Annotated in this window: 17 protein-coding genes; 11 read left to right on the top strand and 6 right to left on the bottom strand. The window is 60.5% G+C overall.

Annotation, left to right across the window (positions count from 1 at the left end):
* The first annotated feature begins 35 nt into the window (after positions 1-35).
* Entirely contained in the window at positions 36-575 is a 540-nt protein-coding gene (locus tag ACO6TG_RS13290; protein WP_422378608.1) for a DUF805 domain-containing protein, read from the top strand.
* A 120-nt stretch (positions 576-695) separates the two neighbouring features.
* On the opposite strand, the gene typA is transcribed toward ACO6TG_RS13290, so the two are convergent.
* On the bottom strand, positions 696-2519 hold the full coding sequence (gene typA / locus ACO6TG_RS13285; protein WP_422378607.1) for a translational GTPase TypA: 1824 nt from the start codon (positions 2517-2519) through the stop codon (positions 696-698).
* A 202-nt stretch (positions 2520-2721) separates the two neighbouring features.
* Here typA and ACO6TG_RS13280 point away from each other — a divergent pair, with 202 nt between their 5' ends.
* Positions 2722-3183 carry a MarR family winged helix-turn-helix transcriptional regulator gene (locus ACO6TG_RS13280; RefSeq protein ID WP_422378606.1) on the top strand — a complete coding sequence of 154 codons (462 nt, stop codon included), beginning with the start codon at positions 2722-2724 and terminating at the stop codon, positions 3181-3183.
* Positions 3180-4391: a multidrug effflux MFS transporter gene (locus ACO6TG_RS13275; protein ID WP_422378605.1), complete on the top strand. Its 1212-nt coding sequence runs from the start codon at positions 3180-3182 to the stop codon at positions 4389-4391. The genes ACO6TG_RS13280 and ACO6TG_RS13275 overlap by 4 nt, the downstream gene beginning before the upstream one ends.
* Positions 4392-4604: 213 nt before the next feature.
* Here the strand turns inward: ACO6TG_RS13275 and ACO6TG_RS13270 are convergent, their stop codons facing one another.
* Complete coding sequence (locus tag ACO6TG_RS13270; protein WP_422378604.1) at positions 4605-6179, bottom strand: alkaline phosphatase D family protein; 1575 nt, start codon at positions 6177-6179, stop codon at positions 4605-4607.
* A 190-nt stretch (positions 6180-6369) separates the two neighbouring features.
* Between ACO6TG_RS13270 and folP the strand changes: the two genes are divergently transcribed.
* The 3 genes from folP to ACO6TG_RS13255 all read left to right on the top strand — a co-directional run bounded on the left by folP (position 6370) and on the right by ACO6TG_RS13255 (position 8830).
* Positions 6370-7203: a dihydropteroate synthase gene (gene folP / locus ACO6TG_RS13265; RefSeq protein ID WP_422378603.1), complete on the top strand. Its 834-nt coding sequence runs from the start codon at positions 6370-6372 to the stop codon at positions 7201-7203.
* Complete coding sequence (gene folK, locus ACO6TG_RS13260) at positions 7204-7719, top strand: 2-amino-4-hydroxy-6-hydroxymethyldihydropteridine diphosphokinase (protein ID WP_422378602.1); 516 nt, start codon at positions 7204-7206, stop codon at positions 7717-7719.
* A gap of 79 nt (positions 7720-7798) precedes the next feature.
* Complete coding sequence (locus ACO6TG_RS13255; protein ID WP_422378601.1) at positions 7799-8830, top strand: phosphatase PAP2 family protein; 1032 nt, start codon at positions 7799-7801, stop codon at positions 8828-8830.
* Positions 8831-8876: 46 nt separating this feature from the next.
* On the opposite strand, the gene ACO6TG_RS13250 is transcribed toward ACO6TG_RS13255, so the two are convergent.
* A complete protein-coding gene (locus ACO6TG_RS13250; RefSeq protein ID WP_422378600.1) occupies positions 8877-9557 on the bottom strand; it encodes a hypothetical protein in 681 nt (226 codons plus the stop codon).
* Positions 9558-9568: 11 nt separating this feature from the next.
* A complete protein-coding gene (locus tag ACO6TG_RS13245) occupies positions 9569-10789 on the bottom strand; it encodes an argininosuccinate synthase (RefSeq protein ID WP_422378599.1) in 1221 nt (406 codons plus the stop codon).
* Positions 10790-11033: 244 nt separating this feature from the next.
* Between ACO6TG_RS13245 and ACO6TG_RS13240 the strand changes: the two genes are divergently transcribed.
* From ACO6TG_RS13240 to ACO6TG_RS13230, 3 genes are read left to right on the top strand one after another with little or no spacing between them, the layout of a single operon-like run.
* Complete coding sequence (locus ACO6TG_RS13240; RefSeq protein WP_422378598.1) at positions 11034-11438, top strand: DUF3302 domain-containing protein; 405 nt, start codon at positions 11034-11036, stop codon at positions 11436-11438.
* Positions 11435-12586, top strand: a complete 1152-nt coding sequence (locus tag ACO6TG_RS13235) for an HlyD family secretion protein (protein ID WP_422378597.1) — start codon at positions 11435-11437, stop codon at positions 12584-12586. The genes ACO6TG_RS13240 and ACO6TG_RS13235 overlap by 4 nt, the downstream gene beginning before the upstream one ends.
* A gap of 8 nt (positions 12587-12594) precedes the next feature.
* Complete coding sequence (locus ACO6TG_RS13230; protein ID WP_422378596.1) at positions 12595-14148, top strand: efflux transporter outer membrane subunit; 1554 nt, start codon at positions 12595-12597, stop codon at positions 14146-14148.
* A gap of 231 nt (positions 14149-14379) precedes the next feature.
* On the opposite strand, the gene ACO6TG_RS13225 is transcribed toward ACO6TG_RS13230, so the two are convergent.
* Both ACO6TG_RS13225 and ACO6TG_RS13220 read right to left on the bottom strand, forming a co-directional pair.
* Positions 14380-15012: a hypothetical protein gene (locus tag ACO6TG_RS13225; protein WP_422378595.1), complete on the bottom strand. Its 633-nt coding sequence runs from the start codon at positions 15010-15012 to the stop codon at positions 14380-14382.
* 231 nt (positions 15013-15243) lie between these two features.
* Positions 15244-15864, bottom strand: coding sequence for a TetR/AcrR family transcriptional regulator (locus ACO6TG_RS13220; protein ID WP_422378594.1), 621 nt, complete (start codon positions 15862-15864; stop codon positions 15244-15246).
* Between the two features lie 181 nt (positions 15865-16045).
* Here ACO6TG_RS13220 and ACO6TG_RS13215 point away from each other — a divergent pair, with 181 nt between their 5' ends.
* Together ACO6TG_RS13215 and ACO6TG_RS13210 are read left to right on the top strand one after the other, a co-directional pair.
* Entirely contained in the window at positions 16046-16507 is a 462-nt protein-coding gene (locus ACO6TG_RS13215; RefSeq protein ID WP_094072778.1) for a (2Fe-2S)-binding protein, read from the top strand.
* Positions 16508-16510: 3 nt separating this feature from the next.
* Entirely contained in the window at positions 16511-18697 is a 2187-nt protein-coding gene (locus ACO6TG_RS13210) for a molybdopterin cofactor-binding domain-containing protein (protein ID WP_422378593.1), read from the top strand.
* The last annotated feature ends 65 nt before the right edge of the window (positions 18698-18762 follow it).

Genomic DNA, 18762 nt, shown 5'->3' with positions numbered 1-18762 from the left:
GATCTATATTTTAAGGTTTCTTTCAAGCGGAATTGATGGGCGTGTCTATTAGGGCAAAAACAGTATGGAATTATTTCGTTACCTGTTTGTGGGAAAAGCGCTTCGATTCGAAAGGGCGGGCGAGCCGTCGTGAATTCTGGTCGTTTTTTATGTGCGAGTCAGTTCTGATCCTACTGGTTCTGCTGATAGGTTTTTCTGAGCTACTTTCAGGTTATACTTGGAACGTCCGGGACGAACATGAACTGCCGATCATTTCTATGATCTTGGGTGGTGTTGTGAGCATCGGGACTTCATTTGCTTCGAAAAACGTCGCAATTCGCAGGCTTCATGATTGGAATAAGTCTTCGAACTACTTGTTTTTTTGCTTCGTTCCGTCGCTTGGCTTTTTTCTTCTGCCCCTCGTTGGAGGTGGAAATGTCATCGGCGCATATGCGCTTTTTGGGGCGGTCGTAGCACTCCATTTTGCCGTTTTCGCGTTTCTCATGAGCGTAGCTCCGACCAAAGGCCCCAACAAATATGGTCCGCCGACTGATGACGAGCAAAGTTCCTCAGGTCTGGTCGGAGTCTTTGAATAATCACTGGCCCGGACGTCCAGACAAAGTTGTGTCTTTGAATCCAGGCCGGGGGCAGTCTTCAAAAACAAAAAAGCCCGGGGCGAGCCCGGGCTTCTGGTTCTTGCAGATAAGCCTTGAGGCTTATGCCGATTCCTTGTTGGCCGCGCGTTCGGCGCGCTTGCGGGCATGCGGGTCCAATTCCGCCTTGCGCAGGCGGATGGAGCTTGGGGTCACTTCCACCAGTTCGTCATCGGCGATGTAGGACAGGGCCGCTTCCAGCGTCAGCTTCTTTGGCGTGGTCAGCTTGACCGCATCGTCCTTGCCGGCGGAGCGGATGTTGGTCAGCTGCTTGCCTTTCAGAACGTTGACTTCCAGGTCGTTGCCGCGCGTGTGCTCACCCACGATCATGCCCGGATAGACCTTGGTGCCCGGCTCGATCATCATCGGGCCACGGTCTTCCAGGTTGAAGAGGGCATAGGCAACCGCTTCGCCGGTGCCGTTGGACAGGAGCACGCCGGTGTGACGGCCCTGGATCGGGCCCTTGTAGGGCTCGTAGCCGTGGAACAGACGGTTGAAGATCGCCGTGCCGCGTGTGTCGGACATCAGTTCGGCCTGGTAGCCGATCAGGCCGCGGGTCGGCGCATGGAACACCAGCCGGGTGCGGTCGCCGCCGGACGGTTTCATCTCCAGAAGATCGGCCTTGCGCTCCTGCAGCTTCTGCACGACCACGCCGGAATGTTCCTCGTCGACGTCGATGATGACTTCCTCAACCGGCTCGAGGCGGTTGCCCGCCTCGTCATACTGGAAGACGACGCGCGGACGGCCGACGCCAAGCTCGAAGCCCTCGCGGCGCATGTTCTCGATCAGGATGGCCAGCAGCAATTCGCCGCGGCCGGCGACGACAAAGGCGTCCGGCTCGTCGGTTTCTTCCACCTTCAGGGCAACGTTGCCCTCGGCTTCCTTCATCAGGCGTTCGCGGATGACGCGGGACTGAACCTTGGAGCCTTCGGTGCCGGCCAGCGGGCTGTCATTGACGCGGAAGGTCATGGACAGGGTCGGCGGATCGATCGGCTGAGCCTGAAGCGGTTCGTTGACGGCCGGCGAACAGAGCGTGTCTGCGACAGTTGCCTTGGTCAGGCCGGCAATCGCAACGATGTCACCGGATTCGCCGGATTCGATCGGCTGACGCTCCAGGCCGCGGAAGGCGAGGATCTTGGAAACGCGGCCGTTTTCAACCACATCGCCATTCCGGTTCAGAGCCTTCAGCGGCATGTTGGGCAGGGCGGTGCCGGATACGACGCGGCCGGTCAGGATGCGGCCCAGGAAGGGATCGGATTCGATGGTGGTGGCCAGCATCTTGAACTCGCCCGGCTCGGCTTCCGGTGCGGCGACCTTGTCGAGCACCATGTCGAACAGCGGGTCCATGTTGTCCTGCGGTCCGTCCGGCTCCTGAGCCATCCATTCCTGCTTGGCGGAGCCATAAAGCACCGGGAAATCCAGCTGATCTTCATTGGCATCGAGCGCGGCGAAGAGGTCGAAGACCTCGTCGAGAACTTCGTCGGCGCGCTGCTCCGGCTTGTCGATCTTGTTGATGGCCACGATCGGCTTCAGGCCGAGTTTCAGCGCCTTGCCGAGCACGAACTTGGTCTGCGGCATCGGGCCTTCGGCGGCGTCGACAAGCAGGATCACGCCGTCGACCATGTGCAGGATGCGTTCGACCTCGCCGCCGAAATCGGCGTGGCCCGGGGTGTCGACGATGTTGATGCGGGTGTCTTTCCAGACCAGGCTCGTGACTTTTGCCAGGATGGTAATGCCGCGCTCACGCTCAATGTCGTTGGAGTCCATCATGCGCTCTTCGGTGCGCTGATTGTCCCGGAAGGCGCCGGACTGTTTCAAAAGAACGTCAATGAGGGTGGTTTTGCCATGGTCAACGTGCGCGATAATGGCAATATTACGAAGGTTCATGAGTGGCTCCAAAAGACAGAACGGGCCCTTTTGGACCCGGACATGTCTGGATGTTGATTGGCTCAGGATCGGCAAACCAGCCGATTTTGGCGCCTTTATACGTGGCGCGGGGGAATTGTGCAATGCAGTGTCATTTCGGCGGATTGACAGTGCCGCCCGGCTTCACTATTTCGTAAGGTAACCTTACTAAAAAGGGGCGGTGATGGGCGTACCTTCTCCGAATGTCGGTGTCACCATGCTGGTCGTGGATCTGGCACGGTTGCTCCGGCGGCGTTTGGACGCGGAACTGACACGGGTGGATACCGGTCTGACCGCTGGCGAAGCGCGCACGTTGTTTTATGTCTGGCGCAATCCGGGGGAACGGCAGGCCATGCTGGCCGACCGGATGTATGTCGAGCCGATGACCCTGGTGGGTTATCTGGACACCCTGGAAAAGGCCGGCCTGATCCGGCGTTGTCCGGATCCCAGGGACAAGCGCGCCAAGCTGATCGAATTGTTGCCCAAGGCCGATCCGTTGCTGGAACGGATCAATGCAGCGCTCCAGTCGGTGCGTTCCAAGGCCCTGGAGGATGTTGCGCCGAAAGACCGGAAAACGCTGGAAGCGCTCCTGCAGACCATGAAGGACAGCCTGCTGCAGGAGGATTCCAAAGGGAACCATAAATGACACCCGCCAGCTCGACCATGAGCGCCAGACGTACATCTCTGCTTGGGGCCGGGCTTGTTGCCATCGGCCCCATTTCGATGGCGCTCTACACACCGGCCATGCCGGCACTGGTCGAGGCATTCGGTACCAGCGACAGCGCGGTCAAACTGACCCTGACAGCCTATTTCGTCGGCTTTGCCCTCACGCAGCTTGTGTGTGGACCACTGACAGATGCTTTTGGCCGTAAACCTGTGACGCTGGGATTTCTGACGCTCTATCTCGTCTCGAGCGTCCTGGCGACGTTTGCACCGACAGTGGAGTTCATGGTGTTTTCCCGGGCGCTGCAGGGGGTCGGGGCCGCCGTCGGTATTGCCGTTGCCCGGGCCATCGTGCGCGACCAGTTTACCGGTCAGGAGTCCGCTCGCATCATGAACACCGTTGCCATGATGCTGGCGTTGGGGCCTGCTGTCTCGCCGACCATCGGCGGGTTCGTGCTGGAATTGTTCGGCTGGCAGGAAGTGTTTTGGTGCATGGTCTTCTACGGCGCTCTCCTGATGGCCGCGGTCGGGTGTTTCCAGGTGGAAACCAATCCAAATCCGGGTACCCATCACCTGCAACCGAAGCAGCTTGCGGTGAACTATCTGACGCTGCTCAAGGATCCGCGGTTTCTGGCACCCAGCCTGCTGATCGGCTTTGGTCTCGGCAATCTCTATGCACTGGCCACCGTGCTGCCCTTCGTATTGATCTATGAGGTCGGATTGTCGCCGTCCGAATTCGGGCTGACCATGATCATCCAGTCCGGGTCCTTCATTGCCGGCACGGTTCTGACCGGACGGCTTTTACGGGTGGTGGAAGCGCGTCGGCTTGTGCCTTACGGCATGGCGCTCTGGGTGGTGGCTTCGGCACTGATGTGCGGACTGACACTGACCCTGCAACCGAGCATCTTGACGGTTATGGGGCCCGTCGCGCTGTTCGTGTTCGGACTTGCACTGGTCCTGCCCGCCAGTTTCACCGAGTCCATGGCACCGTTTCCGCATATTGCCGGTGCTGCTTCGTCGCTGGTCGGGTTCCTGCAGTTCGGTGGCGGCATTGTCGCAAGCCTGATCGTCGCGGCCCTGCACGACCCGGTTCTTGGTCTCGCGGTCGTTCTGCCGGCAATGCCGATCGCCGGGATCTTCCTCAATCAGTTTTTCAGGAACCAGGCCCCGCAAACGGCAGCGGCGGAGTAGCCGTATCGCCACCCCTTTCCAACGTCATCCCGGCCAAGCGCAGCGCGAGCCGGGACCGGGGAGGCACTGCGCAAGGCCTGTCGGACCCGGCGAAGCCCTGAGTTCCCCGATCCCGGATCTCCGCTTTGCTGCGTCCGGGATGACGATGGAGAGGATTTGGGCAGGAGATATCAAACGGGCCGGCTTCCCGGCCCGCCATTGCATTTTCTTTGATCAGCCCCGGCGCACCGGATCGAGTGTCACCTTGTGCAGTTCCTGGTCGTCGCGATCCATCAGGCGAACGGTCAGCTGTTCGCTGGTGCCGTCAATGTCGACAAGGCCGAAGAACTGCAGTCCCATGGAGGGCGGCAGGTTGACACCCTGGCCCTCGGCCGGCGCCTTTACGTATTTGACTTCAGGGCCGAAGGTCATGTCCAGATCGTTCGGACCGAAGGTGCCGGCATGGATCGGGCCGGAGACGAATTCCCAGAACGGCTTGAAGTCCAGGAACTGGGCCTTGTCCGGATTGTAGTAGTGCGCGGCAGTGTAGTGCACATCCGCGGTCAGCCAGACGATGTTGTCGATGTCGGCCGTCTTGATGAACCGCAGAAGGTCGGCGAATTCCAGTTCACGGCCCTTCGGCGCGCCATGGTCGCCATTGGCAACCGCTTCGGCGCCGGCCTGTTCCTTCCAGTTGTCCCAGACGATCAGGCCGAGCGGCATGTCGCTGGCGATGACTTTCCAGGTTGCGTTGGACGCCACGAGTTCACGCTTCAGCCAGGCAAGCTGTTCTGCGCCCAGAATGCGGGAGCCTGGTGTCATCTCATCTTCCATCGACGCCCCGTTCGGGCCGCGATAGGAGCGCAGATCCAGGAAGAACACGTCCAGCAGCGGACCATAGGCGATCTTGCGGTAGACACGGCCGGGTTCCGCCGGCGTATAGCGGATCGGCGTCAATTCGTGGAACGCACGGCCGGCGCGGGCGGCCAGAAGATGCACGTTCTTTTCCGTGTAGCGGTCGTCGGAGACGAGGTCCTTGGCATCCGACCAGTTGTTGACAACTTCATGGTCGTCCCACTGGAAGAAGGTCGGCACTTCCGCGTTGAACGCGCGCAGATTGTCGTCCAGAAGATTGTATTTCCACTGACCGCGGAATTCGTTCAGCGTTTCGGCGACTTTCGTCTTTTCCTCGATCAGGACATTGTTCCAGGTTGTGCCGTCCTTCAGTTCGACGGTCTCCTTCATCGGGCCATCGGCATAGACGGTGTCGCCGGAATGGATGAAGAAGTCCGGCCGGTGTTTGGCCATCGTGGCGTAGGTCTTCATGCCGCCCCGGTCGGTGTCGATGCCCCAGCCCTGACCTGCCGTGTCGCCGGACCACGCGAAGCGGACATTGCGGCGCGAGGCCGGAGCGGTGCGGAAGCGGCCGGTCATCGGCTCGGAGACGGCGTTGACGTCATTAAGATCGGCGAAGGCGACCCGGTAGAAGATGTCCTGGTCGGACGGCAGGTCCTCCAGCAGGCGCTTGGCGGTAAAATCGCTGTCCGGGAGCGCATTGATGGGGGCGAGGCGCCGCGGGGTTTCGAAAGACCCGGTCGTGTCGACTTCAACCAGCATTCTGGCCGGGCGGTCCGTACGGGCCCAGATCATGCCGGAATTGGCATTGACGTCACCCGACTGCAGGCCATGGGTGATGGTCGGCCGCGTTGCGGCACGCGACAGACCGGGAAGGGCGAGCGGGGACGCGAGCGCGACACCGGTTGCCACCGACGACTTCAGAAAACTGCGGCGTGAAAAACGGGAAGACATGTTGAAATACTCCTGGCTGGGGCCTTCAGGCGCATGACCTTGGCAATTGCAACAGGTGCTGGTGAGCCATGACAAAGGCGTGTCCGTTCCAAGACCGTTGTCCGAATTTTTCATGACGGTGCCGCATCCGCGCCTTGACCCACCGGGTCTGACGCGCCAAACCGGGGTCAGTTGACAGAAGGACGCCTCGATGCCGACCCGCACACAATACGACCTGCCGCGTTTCGACGGCATCAGCGAGCGCCCGCATGTGATGGGTGTCCTCAATGTGACGCCGGATTCCTTTTCCGATGGCGGCAGGAACGTTGTTGTCGACACGGCACTCGCCCATGCCCGGCAGATGATTGCCGAGGGAGCGGATATTCTGGATGTCGGCGGAGAGAGCACGCGGCCCGGTTCGGAGCCGGTCTCCCTGGAGGTGGAGTGGGCGCGGCTGGAGCCGATCCTGGACGAGGTGATTGCGATGGGAACCCCCGTTTCCATCGACACCTACAAGGCGGAGATCGCCAGGCGCGCCTGTGCTGCCGGCGCCGTGATCGTCAATGATGTCTGGGGTCTGCAGAAAGACCCGGCCATGGCCGAAACGGTGGCGGAAGCCGGGGTTCATGTCGTGATGATGCACAACCGAGAGGCTGCCGACGCTTCGATCGACATCCTAGCCGACATTGATCGCTTCTTTGAAAACTCGATGGAGCTGGCCGACCGGGCAGGCATCCCGAGGGACAGGCAGATCCTTGATCCGGGGTTTGGCTTCGGCAAGACAATCGATCAGAATTTTGTCATCCTGAACCGCTTCGAGGATCTGAAGAAACACGGTCTGCCGCTGCTGGCCGGCGCATCGCGCAAGCGCATGATCGGCGCCGTTCTCGATGCCGAGGTGGAAGACCGGCTGTTCGGGTCGGTGGCGGTGCATCTGATGGCCATGATGAAAGGGGCGGCGATCGTGCGGGCACATGATGTACGTCCGCATGCCGATTGTGCGCGTATGCTGAAGGCAACACGCCTGGAACGGAACCCGATCTGAATGACACATCAAGACTTTGCAACCGGTGCACCGACCCGATGTGCCCTCGGGCTGGGGTCGAACCTGGGCGATCCGATCGCCAATCTGCACGAGGCGGTGCGGCGTCTGGAGGAGACATCCGGCATCACCCTGGTGGGTCGGTCGTCCAATTACCGGACACCGCCCTGGGGGCCGGTGCCACAGGATGACTTTGTCAATATCTGTGTGGTGATCGACACCACTATGAGCCCGCAGGCTCTCCTGAAACGTTGCCTGGAAATTGAAAACGAACTCGGCCGGGTCCGAGACGTGAGATGGGGCCCGCGCGTGATCGACGTCGATGTGCTGATCTATGGCATGGAGACTATTGCGGAACCCGATCTTGAAGTGCCGCATCCGCGCATGGGCGAACGTGCCTTTGTGTTGATCCCCCTGGCCGAGATCTGGCCGGACGCGCCGCTTGCCGATGGCCGGACGGCCGCGGCTGCGCTGGAGACCTGTCCGGACCAGGAAGGGGTGGTGCTGATTGAGGAATAACAGTTTCTAGTCAGAAACGAGATCTTAAGCCTGCAGCATGTATGTCAGGGGACGATTTGTCTGAGCGTGGAGTGCCCCGATGACGCTGTCAGTTGAAAGCCTGAGAGCTTCCAGCAGCAACGATATGCACCTCAATGAGGGCGACACTTCACGGCTCTCGTCAGCCATGCCTTCAGACAGCGAAGTGGCCTTTCCCGGGCGGTTGAATGTCGTGTTGATGGCGATCGCCGCAGTCTTGACGACCATTTTATACTTCTACGTCGAGCCCGATATCGATCTGGCGACCACGGTTCCCTACATTCTGATCATTTCGACCTGTCTGGCGCTTTCTGTTTACATCAAGCATAGGTCTGCCTTCGAGGATGTATTCCGAACACGCATGCAGCTGGTGTTGAAGGGGGTGGTCTTTATTTTCGTCGCTCTGGCGACACTGCGTATCTTCAATCATCTGACCATGAGCCTGGCCTTTCCGCTGGCCGATTCCCTGCTGGATAGCTGGGACAAGTCGCTCGGTCTTGACTGGATGGCCTATTTTACCTTTGTCCAGACCCATCCCACCTTCGCCACCATTTTGAAAGTCGCCTATATCGGCTTCGATGGGGCCAGTCTGCTCGGATTTCTGGCACTTGTCGTGATGGGGTATGCACGGCGTGCCCGCTATTTCTGCGAGATTTTCCTGATTACCGCCGCAATCTGCACAACGATCGCGATGTTCTTTCCTGCGGTAGCTGCAGTCGTCTACAATTTTGGCAACGTGAGCGAGTTGGAAGGCTTTGGGGCGGCGCCGGGTGTCTACCACATGGAGCAGTTTCTGATGCTGCGAACAGCGGAAACACCATCGATCGACCTGCTGGCGGCACAAGGTCTCGCTACTTTTCCGTCGTTTCATGCTGCTGGTGGAATTCTTTTGATCTTCGGGTTCCTGAAGACCCGTCTTTCCTGGGGCGTAATCGCATTCTCGGTAACGATGATCGCATCAGTGCCAATCTTCGGCGGCCATTATTTTATCGATGTTCTGGCCGGGACGGCGCTCGCTGTGCTGGTGTCGGTGTTGAACGCTATGCGGCCTTGTTATCGCGGTTTGTTCGGGAACGACGCCAGCCGGTACTAGGCCTCCCACACAACAAAGTGCCTCAATACACAATCTCAAGCGTGCCTTATCCGGCAAATCGCTCCATGTGATAGCGGGCATTGTCCGGCGCCTGACGATGCTCGGCGCCGAATGGGCAGGCTCTGCGTGCCAGGCAGCCGGTCCAGCAATCGAGATCCCGGCTGGCCGACAGGTGTTCCCGGCATTTCGGCACATCGTAACCAGATTCAATCGTCAGAGCCGTCGCCGGGCAGGCGCTGATACAGGGTTTGTCCTCGCAGGTCTCGCAAGGCCCGGAGGCGTTTTCAACCGGTTCGGAAACCAGAGGCGCGCCGGACAGGAAGGCGGCCCGGAACCCGGTCCAAGGGCCGTAGTGCCGATGCGCCAGAACGCCCATGGGGCTTTGGGAAAAGCCGCCGCATCTTGTCGCCCATTGCTGGAACGGATGATAGGGCGGGCCTTCGAAAGGAAAGACGGCGCTGAAACCTTCTGTCAGGGCAATGTCGGTCAGGAGACGCCGCGTGTAGCGGTCGAGCGGATCGGCTTTGCCGTCACCCCATTCTGGACTGTCCGTCAGTCTGCTCCAGACGGACGGCCCGGTGCTGCCGATCAGGAGGAGCGATCTGGCGGGCGCGCCGTCATTCAGGGCCGGCAGCACACTCCCGTCCGCGGCATTGAAGCCGCCGAGACATAAAAAACCGGCGGCCGCGAGCCGTTCTGTCAACGTTGCAGCCGCCGGTCCGGTCATTGTCAGGTCTCTCAGCCGAGCCGGTCGCGCTTGGCCAGCGTGCGCAGGCGCAGCGCATTCAGCTTGATGAAGCCGGCGGCGTCCTTCTGGTCATAGGCGCCCAGGTCGTCCTCAAAGGTGACCAGTTCTTCGGAGTAGAGCGAATAGGGTGACGCGCGCCCGACCAGGATCACGTTGCCCTTGTAGAGCTTCAGCTTGACCGTGCCGGTGACATGTTCCTGGCTCTTGTCGATCAGGGCCTGCAGCATCTCGCGCTCCGGCGAGAACCAGAAACCGTTATAGATGAGCTCGGCATAACGCGGCATCAGCTCGTCTTTCAGGTGGCCGGCACCGCGGTCGAGGGTGATTGATTCCATCGCCCGGTGAGCGGTGAGCAGGATGGTGCCACCCGGGGTCTCGTAGATGCCGCGGCTCTTCATGCCGACAAAGCGGTTTTCGACCATGTCGAGACGGCCGATGCCATTGTCGCGGCCATAGTCGTTGAGTTTGGCAAAGAGGGTTGCCGGAGACATCTTCTCGCCGTTGAGGGAGACAGCATCGCCTTTTTCGAAGCCGATCTCGATCTCGGTGACGACATCCGGTGCCTCGGTCGGGTCAACGGTGCGCTGGAAAACGTAGTTCGGGGCTTCTTCCGCCGGATCTTCGAGCACTTTGCCTTCCGAAGAGGAGTGCAGCATGTTGGCGTCGACGGAGAAGGGGGCTTCGCCGAGTTTGTCCTTCGGCACCGGGATCTGGTGCTTTTCGGCAAAGTCAAGCAGATCGGTGCGCGATTTGAAGCTCCAGTCCCGCCACGGTGCGATCACCTTGATATCCGGGTTGAGCGCATAGGCGGAGAGCTCGAAGCGAACCTGGTCGTTGCCCTTGCCGGTGGCGCCGTGGGCAATCGCGTCGGCGCCGGTTTCCTCGGCGATCTCGATCAGACGCTTGGAAATCAGCGGACGGGCAATGGACGTGCCGAGCAGGTAGACCCCTTCATAGACGGCGTTGGCGCGGAACATCGGGAAGACGAAGTCGCGGATGAATTCCTCGCGCAGGTCGTCAATGTAGATTTCCTTGATGCCGAGCATCTCGGCTTTCTTGCGCGCCGGTTCCAGCTCTTCGCCCTGGCCGAGATCGGCGGTGAAGGTCACCACTTCGCAGCCAAGTTCCGTCTGCAGCCATTTCAGGATGATCGATGTGTCGAGGCCGCCGGAATAGGCCAGCACGACTTTCTTGATGTCACCATACGCCATTTAGGGAAGGTCCAGTTCGTTGTTCTTGGGGCACGTGCCCGCGCGGTTGGAAAATTTGCGGCAATTTAGCCGGTTCTTTGCGCCGTGCAAGCCCTTCGCGCGGCTCAAATGGTCGCTGTTCGCGTTGCGCGCCAGCGACAGTTCACAGCCTGTGTGGTCAGGAGATCGCGCTTGCAATTGACCGCGAGGCAGCGGAGGGTGTTAACAAGATGTAAAAGAACAACTTGTTGGTGCGGGATGCGCTATGGGCCTGATCGATTTCGAGCTGGACAAATACGACTACCTGACCTTCGTGATCCTGCTGGCGGTCGTGATCGCCTTTTTTTACGCCATGATCACTTTGGGCGGTCTGCCGGGCAAACTGGCGGAAAAGCGCAATCACCCGCATGCTGAATCAGTGAAACTCGGCGGCTGGATCGGGCTCTTTACGGTCTTTCCCTGGATCCATGCCCTGATCTGGGCCTATCACGATTCCATGACGGTCGATGTGCGCAAGCTGCCGAAAGTCGCTGTGGCAGGAGACGGAGCGGCGGAAAAGAGCGCGCCTGAGGCGGGCGGCAGCCTGGAAGAAGAGGTGCCCGCGACCCTGTCTGAGGTCGAAGCGGATGATCTGCCACCCGGCAGGCCTGAGGGCGGGGCGACCACATGACCATCGCGCTTCTGATCCTGGCGGCCTACGCGCTGTTCGCGTGGCTTGTTTTCTACAAGTTTCAATGGCTGAAATTCAATATCGCCTGGGGCGTGGTCACGTTCTGGGTGGGTTTCCACGTGCTCTTCCTGCTGGTTGTTTTCCTGCGGTTTTTCACGCCCTACACGATTGACGGTCACGTGATCCGGCAGACCATCCAGATCGCACCGCGCCTGCCGCATCCGACAGTTCTGGAAGAGGTGTTTGTCGCGCAGAACCAGAAGGTCAAGAAGGGCGACAAGCTCTACCAGTTCGAAAAAACGCTTTATGAAGCCCAGCTCCTGGAAGCGCAGGCAAATCTGGCGAGCGCGCAGCAAAATGCCCTGATCCTTCAGGAAGATATCGAAGTGGCGCGGGATGCCCTGTTGCAGGCCGAGGCCAACGAGCAATATGCGACCGAGCAGGTCAAGCGCTATACGGATCTGGTGCCGCGCGGCGGAGCGAAGCAGGAAACGCTCGACAAATGGTCGGCGCAGCTGGCTGCGGCCGAGGCTCAGGTCGCAGAGGGCGAGGCCAATCTGAAGAAGGCGCAGCTTGCCGCCGATGCGCAATATGACGGGGTCAACGCCCAGGTTGCCGCCGCGCAGGCGCAAGTCGACCAGGCACAATACTATGTCGACCAGACCACGATCTACGCCCCCGAAGATGGTGTGATCATCTCGCAGCAGGCGCGACCGGGTCTCGTGGTCGGCGGATTCCGGGTCGGCTCGATCGCCGCCTTCGTGGCCGATGCCGATCCTTACTTTCTGGCGACCTTCTACCAGGAGCACCTGAAATTCGTGGAGCCGGGCATGCCGGTGGAAGTCGCGCTTGACATCTATCCGGGCCAGATCTTCACCGGCAAGGTGAACTCGATCTGGGACGGCACCGGCCAGGGTCAGATCATTCCGAGAGGCCGGGTGCCGGAATTCATCTTCATGAGCCCGCAGGGGCGCTTCGCGGTGGAAATTCATCTCGATGACGACCCGGCGCTGAAGCGCTATCCGGCCGGTGCCCATGGTGCGGCGGCGATCTATACCGGTGGTGGTGGCGACTGGGTGGCCGTGCTGCGACGGGTCAACATGCGGCTCTATACCTGGGTCAATTTCATCGTGCCGTTCGACGTGTGAGTGTGGGGATGGGGCTTTTTCAGAAAACGGCAAGATGGGCAATTCTTGGCAGCGCGCTGCTTGTCGGAGGCTGCATGGTGGGGCCGGATTTCGAGCGGCCGGATGCGCCGGTGCTCGACAACTGGAGCAAGGGCGCCAACCTTCCCGTTGACAGCCGCACCGGCTTCACCAGCCGCAGCGCCCATTCCGTGCCGTGGTGGCATGTCTTCAGGGATGACACGCTCAACAGCCTGATCGCTGAGGCCTATCGCCAGAATGTCGGTCTGCAGGCGGCCGGTGTCCGGGTCTATCAGGCAAGGGCGCAGCTCGGCATCGCGCGGGGCGAGCTCTTCCCTCAGGTGCAGGAAATCAACGGCAGCTCCAAAAGCATCCGCTTCAGCGCCAAGGATCCGTTTGTCCGCGACCTGGAACGGATCGGTCTCGTCAACGATCACATCACCCGGGTCGATGTCGGCTTCGATGCCGGCTGGGAAATCGATATCTGGGGCAAGATCCGCAGGGATGTCCAGTCGGCGGACGCCAATCTGAAGGCCAGCATCGCCTCCTACGACGATGCGCTGGTGACATTGACCGGCGACATTGCCGCGACCTATGTCACCGTGCGCGAATTGCAGCAGCTGATTGCCGCGGCGCGACGGAATGCGGCCCTGCAGAAAAAGTCGCTCGACATTACCCGGCTGCGGCTGGAAAACGGCGCGGCGACCAAGCTCGACGTCAACGAGGCGACGGTTCTCTACAACAACACGCTGTCCAGCATTCCAGGCTATGAAGCCGAACTCGCCCAGGCCTTGAACGCACTCAGCCTGCTTGTGAGCGAAGCGCCTGGCAGAATGAAATCGCGCATCGGGTCAAAGGCAAGGTTTCCGCGCGTGCCTGCCGAAGTTGCCATCGGTGTGCCGGCGGACATGCTGCGCCGCCGGCCGGACATTCGCTACGCGGAATATGTGGCGGCAGCCCAGTCGGCCCAGATCGGCGTTGCCAAGGCGGATCTCTTTCCGGCTTTCACCATCTCCGGTGCGATCGGCGTCCGGGCCGATGATTTTTCCAATCTCTTCAACAACGGCACCACGGCGGGGTTCATCAATCCTGGCTTTTCCTGGAATTTCCTGAATTACGGCCGCATCCAGAACAATGTCCGGGTGCAGGACGCCAAGTTCCAGGAAACCCTGCTCAACTATGAAAACACGGTGCTGTCCGCCTATTCGGAAGTGGAAAACGCGCTGACGGGCTTTCTGCGCTCCAAGCAGCAGGCGGTCTATCTGCGCCGCAGCGTCCGGGCGGCACGCGAGGCGGTTGGCGAGGTCGATGCCCAATATGAGGACGGCACGGCATCTTATAACCGGGTGGTCGACGCCCAGAAGAGCCTGCTGGTCGCCGAAGAGCGGCTGATCGCGGCGGAAGCGAATGTGCTCACCAACCTGATCGCGGTCTACAAGGGGCTCGGCGGGGGCTGGGTGCCGGAAAACGTCAAGGGCCTGATATCGGACAAGACCCGCGAGCAGATGGCGGAGCGGACACGTTGGGGCCAGTTGCTGGAAAAGCCGGTTGCCGAAAAGGGGTGATGCGGTGGCAAAGCAAGCCGCGAGAGCGCATCAGGCGCGTCGCTCCCCCCCGATTTTGTCATCCCGGACACAGCGCAGCGGAGATCCGGGATCCGGTACGTCGCAGCGGCGGGAAACAATCAATGAGACTGGTGGTTACTGGGTCCCCGCCTTCGCGGGGATGACAAGGAGAGGATGGGTCTGCTTCTCATTATGCTGCCGCGCCGCCGATCGCCGTGACTTCGAGGTGCCTCAGCCCGTCAGTTTGGAATAGAGCGCCAGGGCGAAATCATTCGGGGCGTCTTCTTTTGAAATGACATGCGGCGTCGGGATCGCGCCGATCTCCAGGTTCAGGGCGAAGTCGCGCCATCGGTTGAGCGTGTCCGCAAAGTCCTGCGGGGACTTGCAAGCGGCTTCCTGGTCCGGTGTGCGGCCGGAATACCGATGGTATGAAATGTAGTCGTCTATCTTGAGCGTCAGGTCGGCCGTTTCAAGGCTGGTCGCCATGTCGGCATCGTCCGCAGGACCAATAGTGCGCGCGGTCACGTAGTAGGAATCCTGCCGAGTGTTGTCCCGTTCGTCGGTTTCGAACTGGAGCAAGGTGAACCGGGAAATGTCTTTCCAGGGCAGGGTCTTGTGATTCATGTCCGAGACGACCGTCAGATGGTCCCGGGAAAGCTCGAGCCAGGATGTGGCTTGGGGCCGGCCCCAAACAACCAGCAGACCAACCGCAAACACCAGTCCGACAACGATAGATATCACGACCGACACCCCGACGGCACCGAAGAGAGCGGCGAGGGCAAGGCCTAGTGCACCGCAAAACAGGGCGTTGAACAGACCAACCTTGATCGGGTCCGGTTTCAGGATGAGTTTCTTGGCTGGCATGTGTCAGGTTTTCAGATGTTGGAAAAGTCGGTTGCAGATAAGCGGTGAAACGTCGAGAGAACAAGCGGTTTGAGCGCACGCTATGTGTTGTATTCTCTCCGAAGTTTGTCATCCCGGACGCAGCGGAGATCCGGGTTCCAGTTCGGCGCAGCGTCGGGACCTGTTCTGAAGCCTCTGCGGCTACTGGGTCCCCGCCTTCGCGGGGATGACAACTGAGAGGCTCAAGCCGGTTCACTTCGCCAGTGTTTTGCCGGCGTCTTCTTTGACCCCGTAGCGCGCCAGGAACATGTCGACGCTTTCCTCGATAATGTTGGAGACTTCTTCCCGTTCGGGCACCCGGCCCATGTGAATGTTCGGGAAGAAGGCCCGTGACTTGATCAGACCGAGAAACTGCGAGGCTGCGACTTCCGGGTTGTCAGTACTGAGCTTGCCTTCCCTTGTGGCCCGCTCGACAAACTCAGTGAAAACAACAAGCTTGGTCATGCGCTGGTTCATGTCTTCGGCAAGTTCCGGGTCGCGGATGGTCTCGCTCATGATCATGCGGGCAAGGCTCATGAAGCACGGATTGATCATCAGTTCGCCTTCGGCCCAGCCGAGGCGGATCAGGGCGTCGCGGATTGGCAGGTCCGCGTCATAGGGCAGTTCCAGGGCGGAGTTGATCTGGTCGGCCAGGCACTGGTTGATCGCCTTGAACAGCACTTCCTTGCTGTCGAAGTGATTGTAGACCGTGCGCTTGGACACCTGGGCACGTTCGGAAATCCGGTCCATGCTTGCGCCCGCGTAGCCCTTCTCCTGGAATTCAGCGATGGCCGCCTCAACAATCTGCTTTTTTTTCTGGTCGGATACGGACATGTCTTTCCCGGTTTTGTGCGTAATTGCCTTTCTCTCAGGTATCTGAGCCCCCGCCCTTTCATCCCAAAAAACGCGCCCTATGTAAACTAGGGCGTTTACAGACGCGCAGTCAGTGATTAAACTGCACTGTGTAGTTTACTTCCTTTAGCCAGATAAGGCCAGCCAAAGGAGCCGCCTCCTCATGTCTGTTACCCTCAAAATCAATGGGGAAACGCGTACGCTTGACGCCGACCCCGAAAGCCCGCTGCTGTGGGCCCTGCGCGATGAGCTGGGCCTGACCGGCACCAAGTTCGGTTGCGGCATTGCCGCCTGCGGTGCCTGTACCGTCCATTGGGACGGTGTGCCGATCCGCTCGTGCCAGACCTTCGTCGGCGATCTGGAAGGGGCCGAAATCACCACTATTGAAGGCATCAACGACAAGGCGGCCAAGGCCGTCCAGGCCGCCTGGAACGAACTCGACGTTCCGCAATGCGGCTATTGCCAGTCCGGCCAGATCATGGCCGCGACCGCACTTCTGGCCGAAACGCCGAAGCCGACCGACGAAGATATCGACGCGGCCATGGACGGCAATGTCTGCCGCTGCGCCACCTACGCCCGTATCCGCAAGGCGATCCATGTCGCCGCCGACAAGATGGAGGGCTGATCCATGCTGCATCTTCTGAAACAGCCGCTTGAAGCCGCCAAGCCATCTCGCCGGTCTTTCCTGAAACTGTCCGCCGGTGCGATCGGTGGCCTTGTCATCGGCATGAACCTGCCGCGTTCCGTCGCCGAAGCCGCTGAAGGCGAGTTCGCGCAGCCCTTCGTGCATATCCGGCCGGACAACACGGTCGTCGTCCTGTCCAAGCACCTGGACAAGGGGCAGGGTACGGCAACCGGTCTGTCCACACTCGTGGCGGACGAACTTGATGCCTCCTGGGAACAGGTCTCCGTCGAGTTCGCGCCGTCCAACCCGCAGGTCTATGCCAATACGCTGTTCGGCGTTCAGGGCACCGGCGGTTCCACTGCCATGCCGAATTCCTTCATGCAGTACCGTCAGGCCGGTGCCGCCGCCAAGGCGATGCTCGTCGCAGCGGCTGCCAAGGACTGGGGTGTTCCGGCCGCTGAAATCACCGTGTCGCAGGGCGTTGTCTCGCATCCGTCCGGCAAGTCGGCGACGTTCGGCGAACTCGCCGGTCTGGCTGCCAAGGAAGACGTGCCGGCCGAACCGGCACTCAAGACGCCCGATCAGTGGGTCTATATCGGCAAGTCGTTCCCGCGTCTCGACGTGAAGAACAAGACCGTCGGTTCGCCAAACACCTATACGATGGACTTCCAGCGTGATGATCTGCTGGTGGCCACTGTCGCCCGCTCGCCGCGTTTCGGCGGCAAGGTGAAGTCGTTTGACGCCACCGAAGCGCTGGCTGTGCCGGGCGTGGTCAATGTTCTGCAGATCCCGAACGGGGTTGCGGTGGTTGCTGAATCCACCTGGCCGGCCATCAAGGCGCGCGAACTTCTCGAGATCGAGTGGGACGACAGCGCGGCCGAGACCAGGTCGAGCGATGCCATGTTCACTGAGCTGAAGGACATGACCACCAAGCCGGGTGTGAAGGTCCGCGAGGATGGCGACGTGGATGCCGCGCTGGAAGCGTCCGCAAAGGTCATCGAGATGGATTATGACTTCCCGTTCCTGGCCCATGGTGCCATGGAACCGCTGGATGTTGCACTTCACTATAATGGCGAAACTGCGGAGCTCTGGCTCGGGTCACAGATCCAGACCATCGACCACAATGTCGCCGCGACCATTTTGGGTGTTCCGTTCGAGAAGGTGAAGATCAACACGCTTTGGGCCGGCGGATCCTTCGGCCGCCGGGCACAGGCCGATGCCCATCCGGTTGCAGAAGCCTGCCTGTTGGTCAAGGCCATGCAGGCGGCGGGCATGGATCTGAACCCGGTGAAGATCGTCTGGACCCGCGAAGACGACATGGCGGGCGGCTACTACCGGCCGATGTCTGCGCACAAGGTCAAGGTTGGTCTCGACGATGCCGGCAATGTCACCGCGGTCAAGTACAACATGGCCGCCAAGTCGATCGTCAAGGGCACACCCTTCGAAGCGATGCTGATGAAGGACGGCGTCGATCACAACATGACCGAGGGCGCGCATGACACGACCTATGCGTTTCCGCTGATGAACATGGACCAGGCCTTCCAGGAGACCCAGGTCCCGGTTCTGTGGTGGCGCTCCGTGGGGCACACCCACACGGCCTATGTCATGGAAACAGTGATGGACCGCATCGCCCATGAGACCGGCAAGGATCCGGTGGCCCTGCGCCTGGAGCTTTTGAAAGACGACCCGCGCAAGGCCAATGTCCTGAAGCTGGCGGCTGAAAAAGCCGGTTGGGACACCCCGCCTGCGGACGGCCGTCATCGTGGCGTCGCCGTTCACAAGTCCTTCGGCTCCTATGTGGCGGAGGTGGCGGAGATTTCTCTGCGCGATGATGGCACCGTCAAGGTCGAGAAGGTTGTGGCCGCTGTCGATTGCGGTACGCCGATCAATCCGGACAACATCCGGGCTCAGGTGGAGGGTGGTATCGGCTATGGCCTCGGAGCCATCCTGCGCAACCAGGTGACGCTTGCCGACGGCTTTGTCGAGGAAACCAACTTCGACACATACGAATCGCTGCGGATTTCCGACATGCCGGAGGTCGAGGTGCACATCGTTGCCTCCAACGAAGCGCCAACCGGTATCGGCGAGCCGGGAACTCCGCCGATCGGTCCGGCCGTGGCCAACGCGATTGCGGCCGCCAAGGACGAATGGATCACGAGCCTGCCGCTCGCCAAGAACGGCCTGGTCTGATCAGGTTCAGACGGAAACGGAAAGGCCGCCTCCGGGCGGCCTTCTCACGTCAAAAGACGCTCCGG

It is taken from the genome of Roseibium sp., from assembly GCF_965233565.1.
Taxonomy (GTDB): Bacteria; Pseudomonadota; Alphaproteobacteria; order Rhizobiales; family Stappiaceae; genus Roseibium.
Note: the sequence above shows the minus strand (reverse complement) of the source record. Positions and strands in the feature narration are given on the sequence as shown.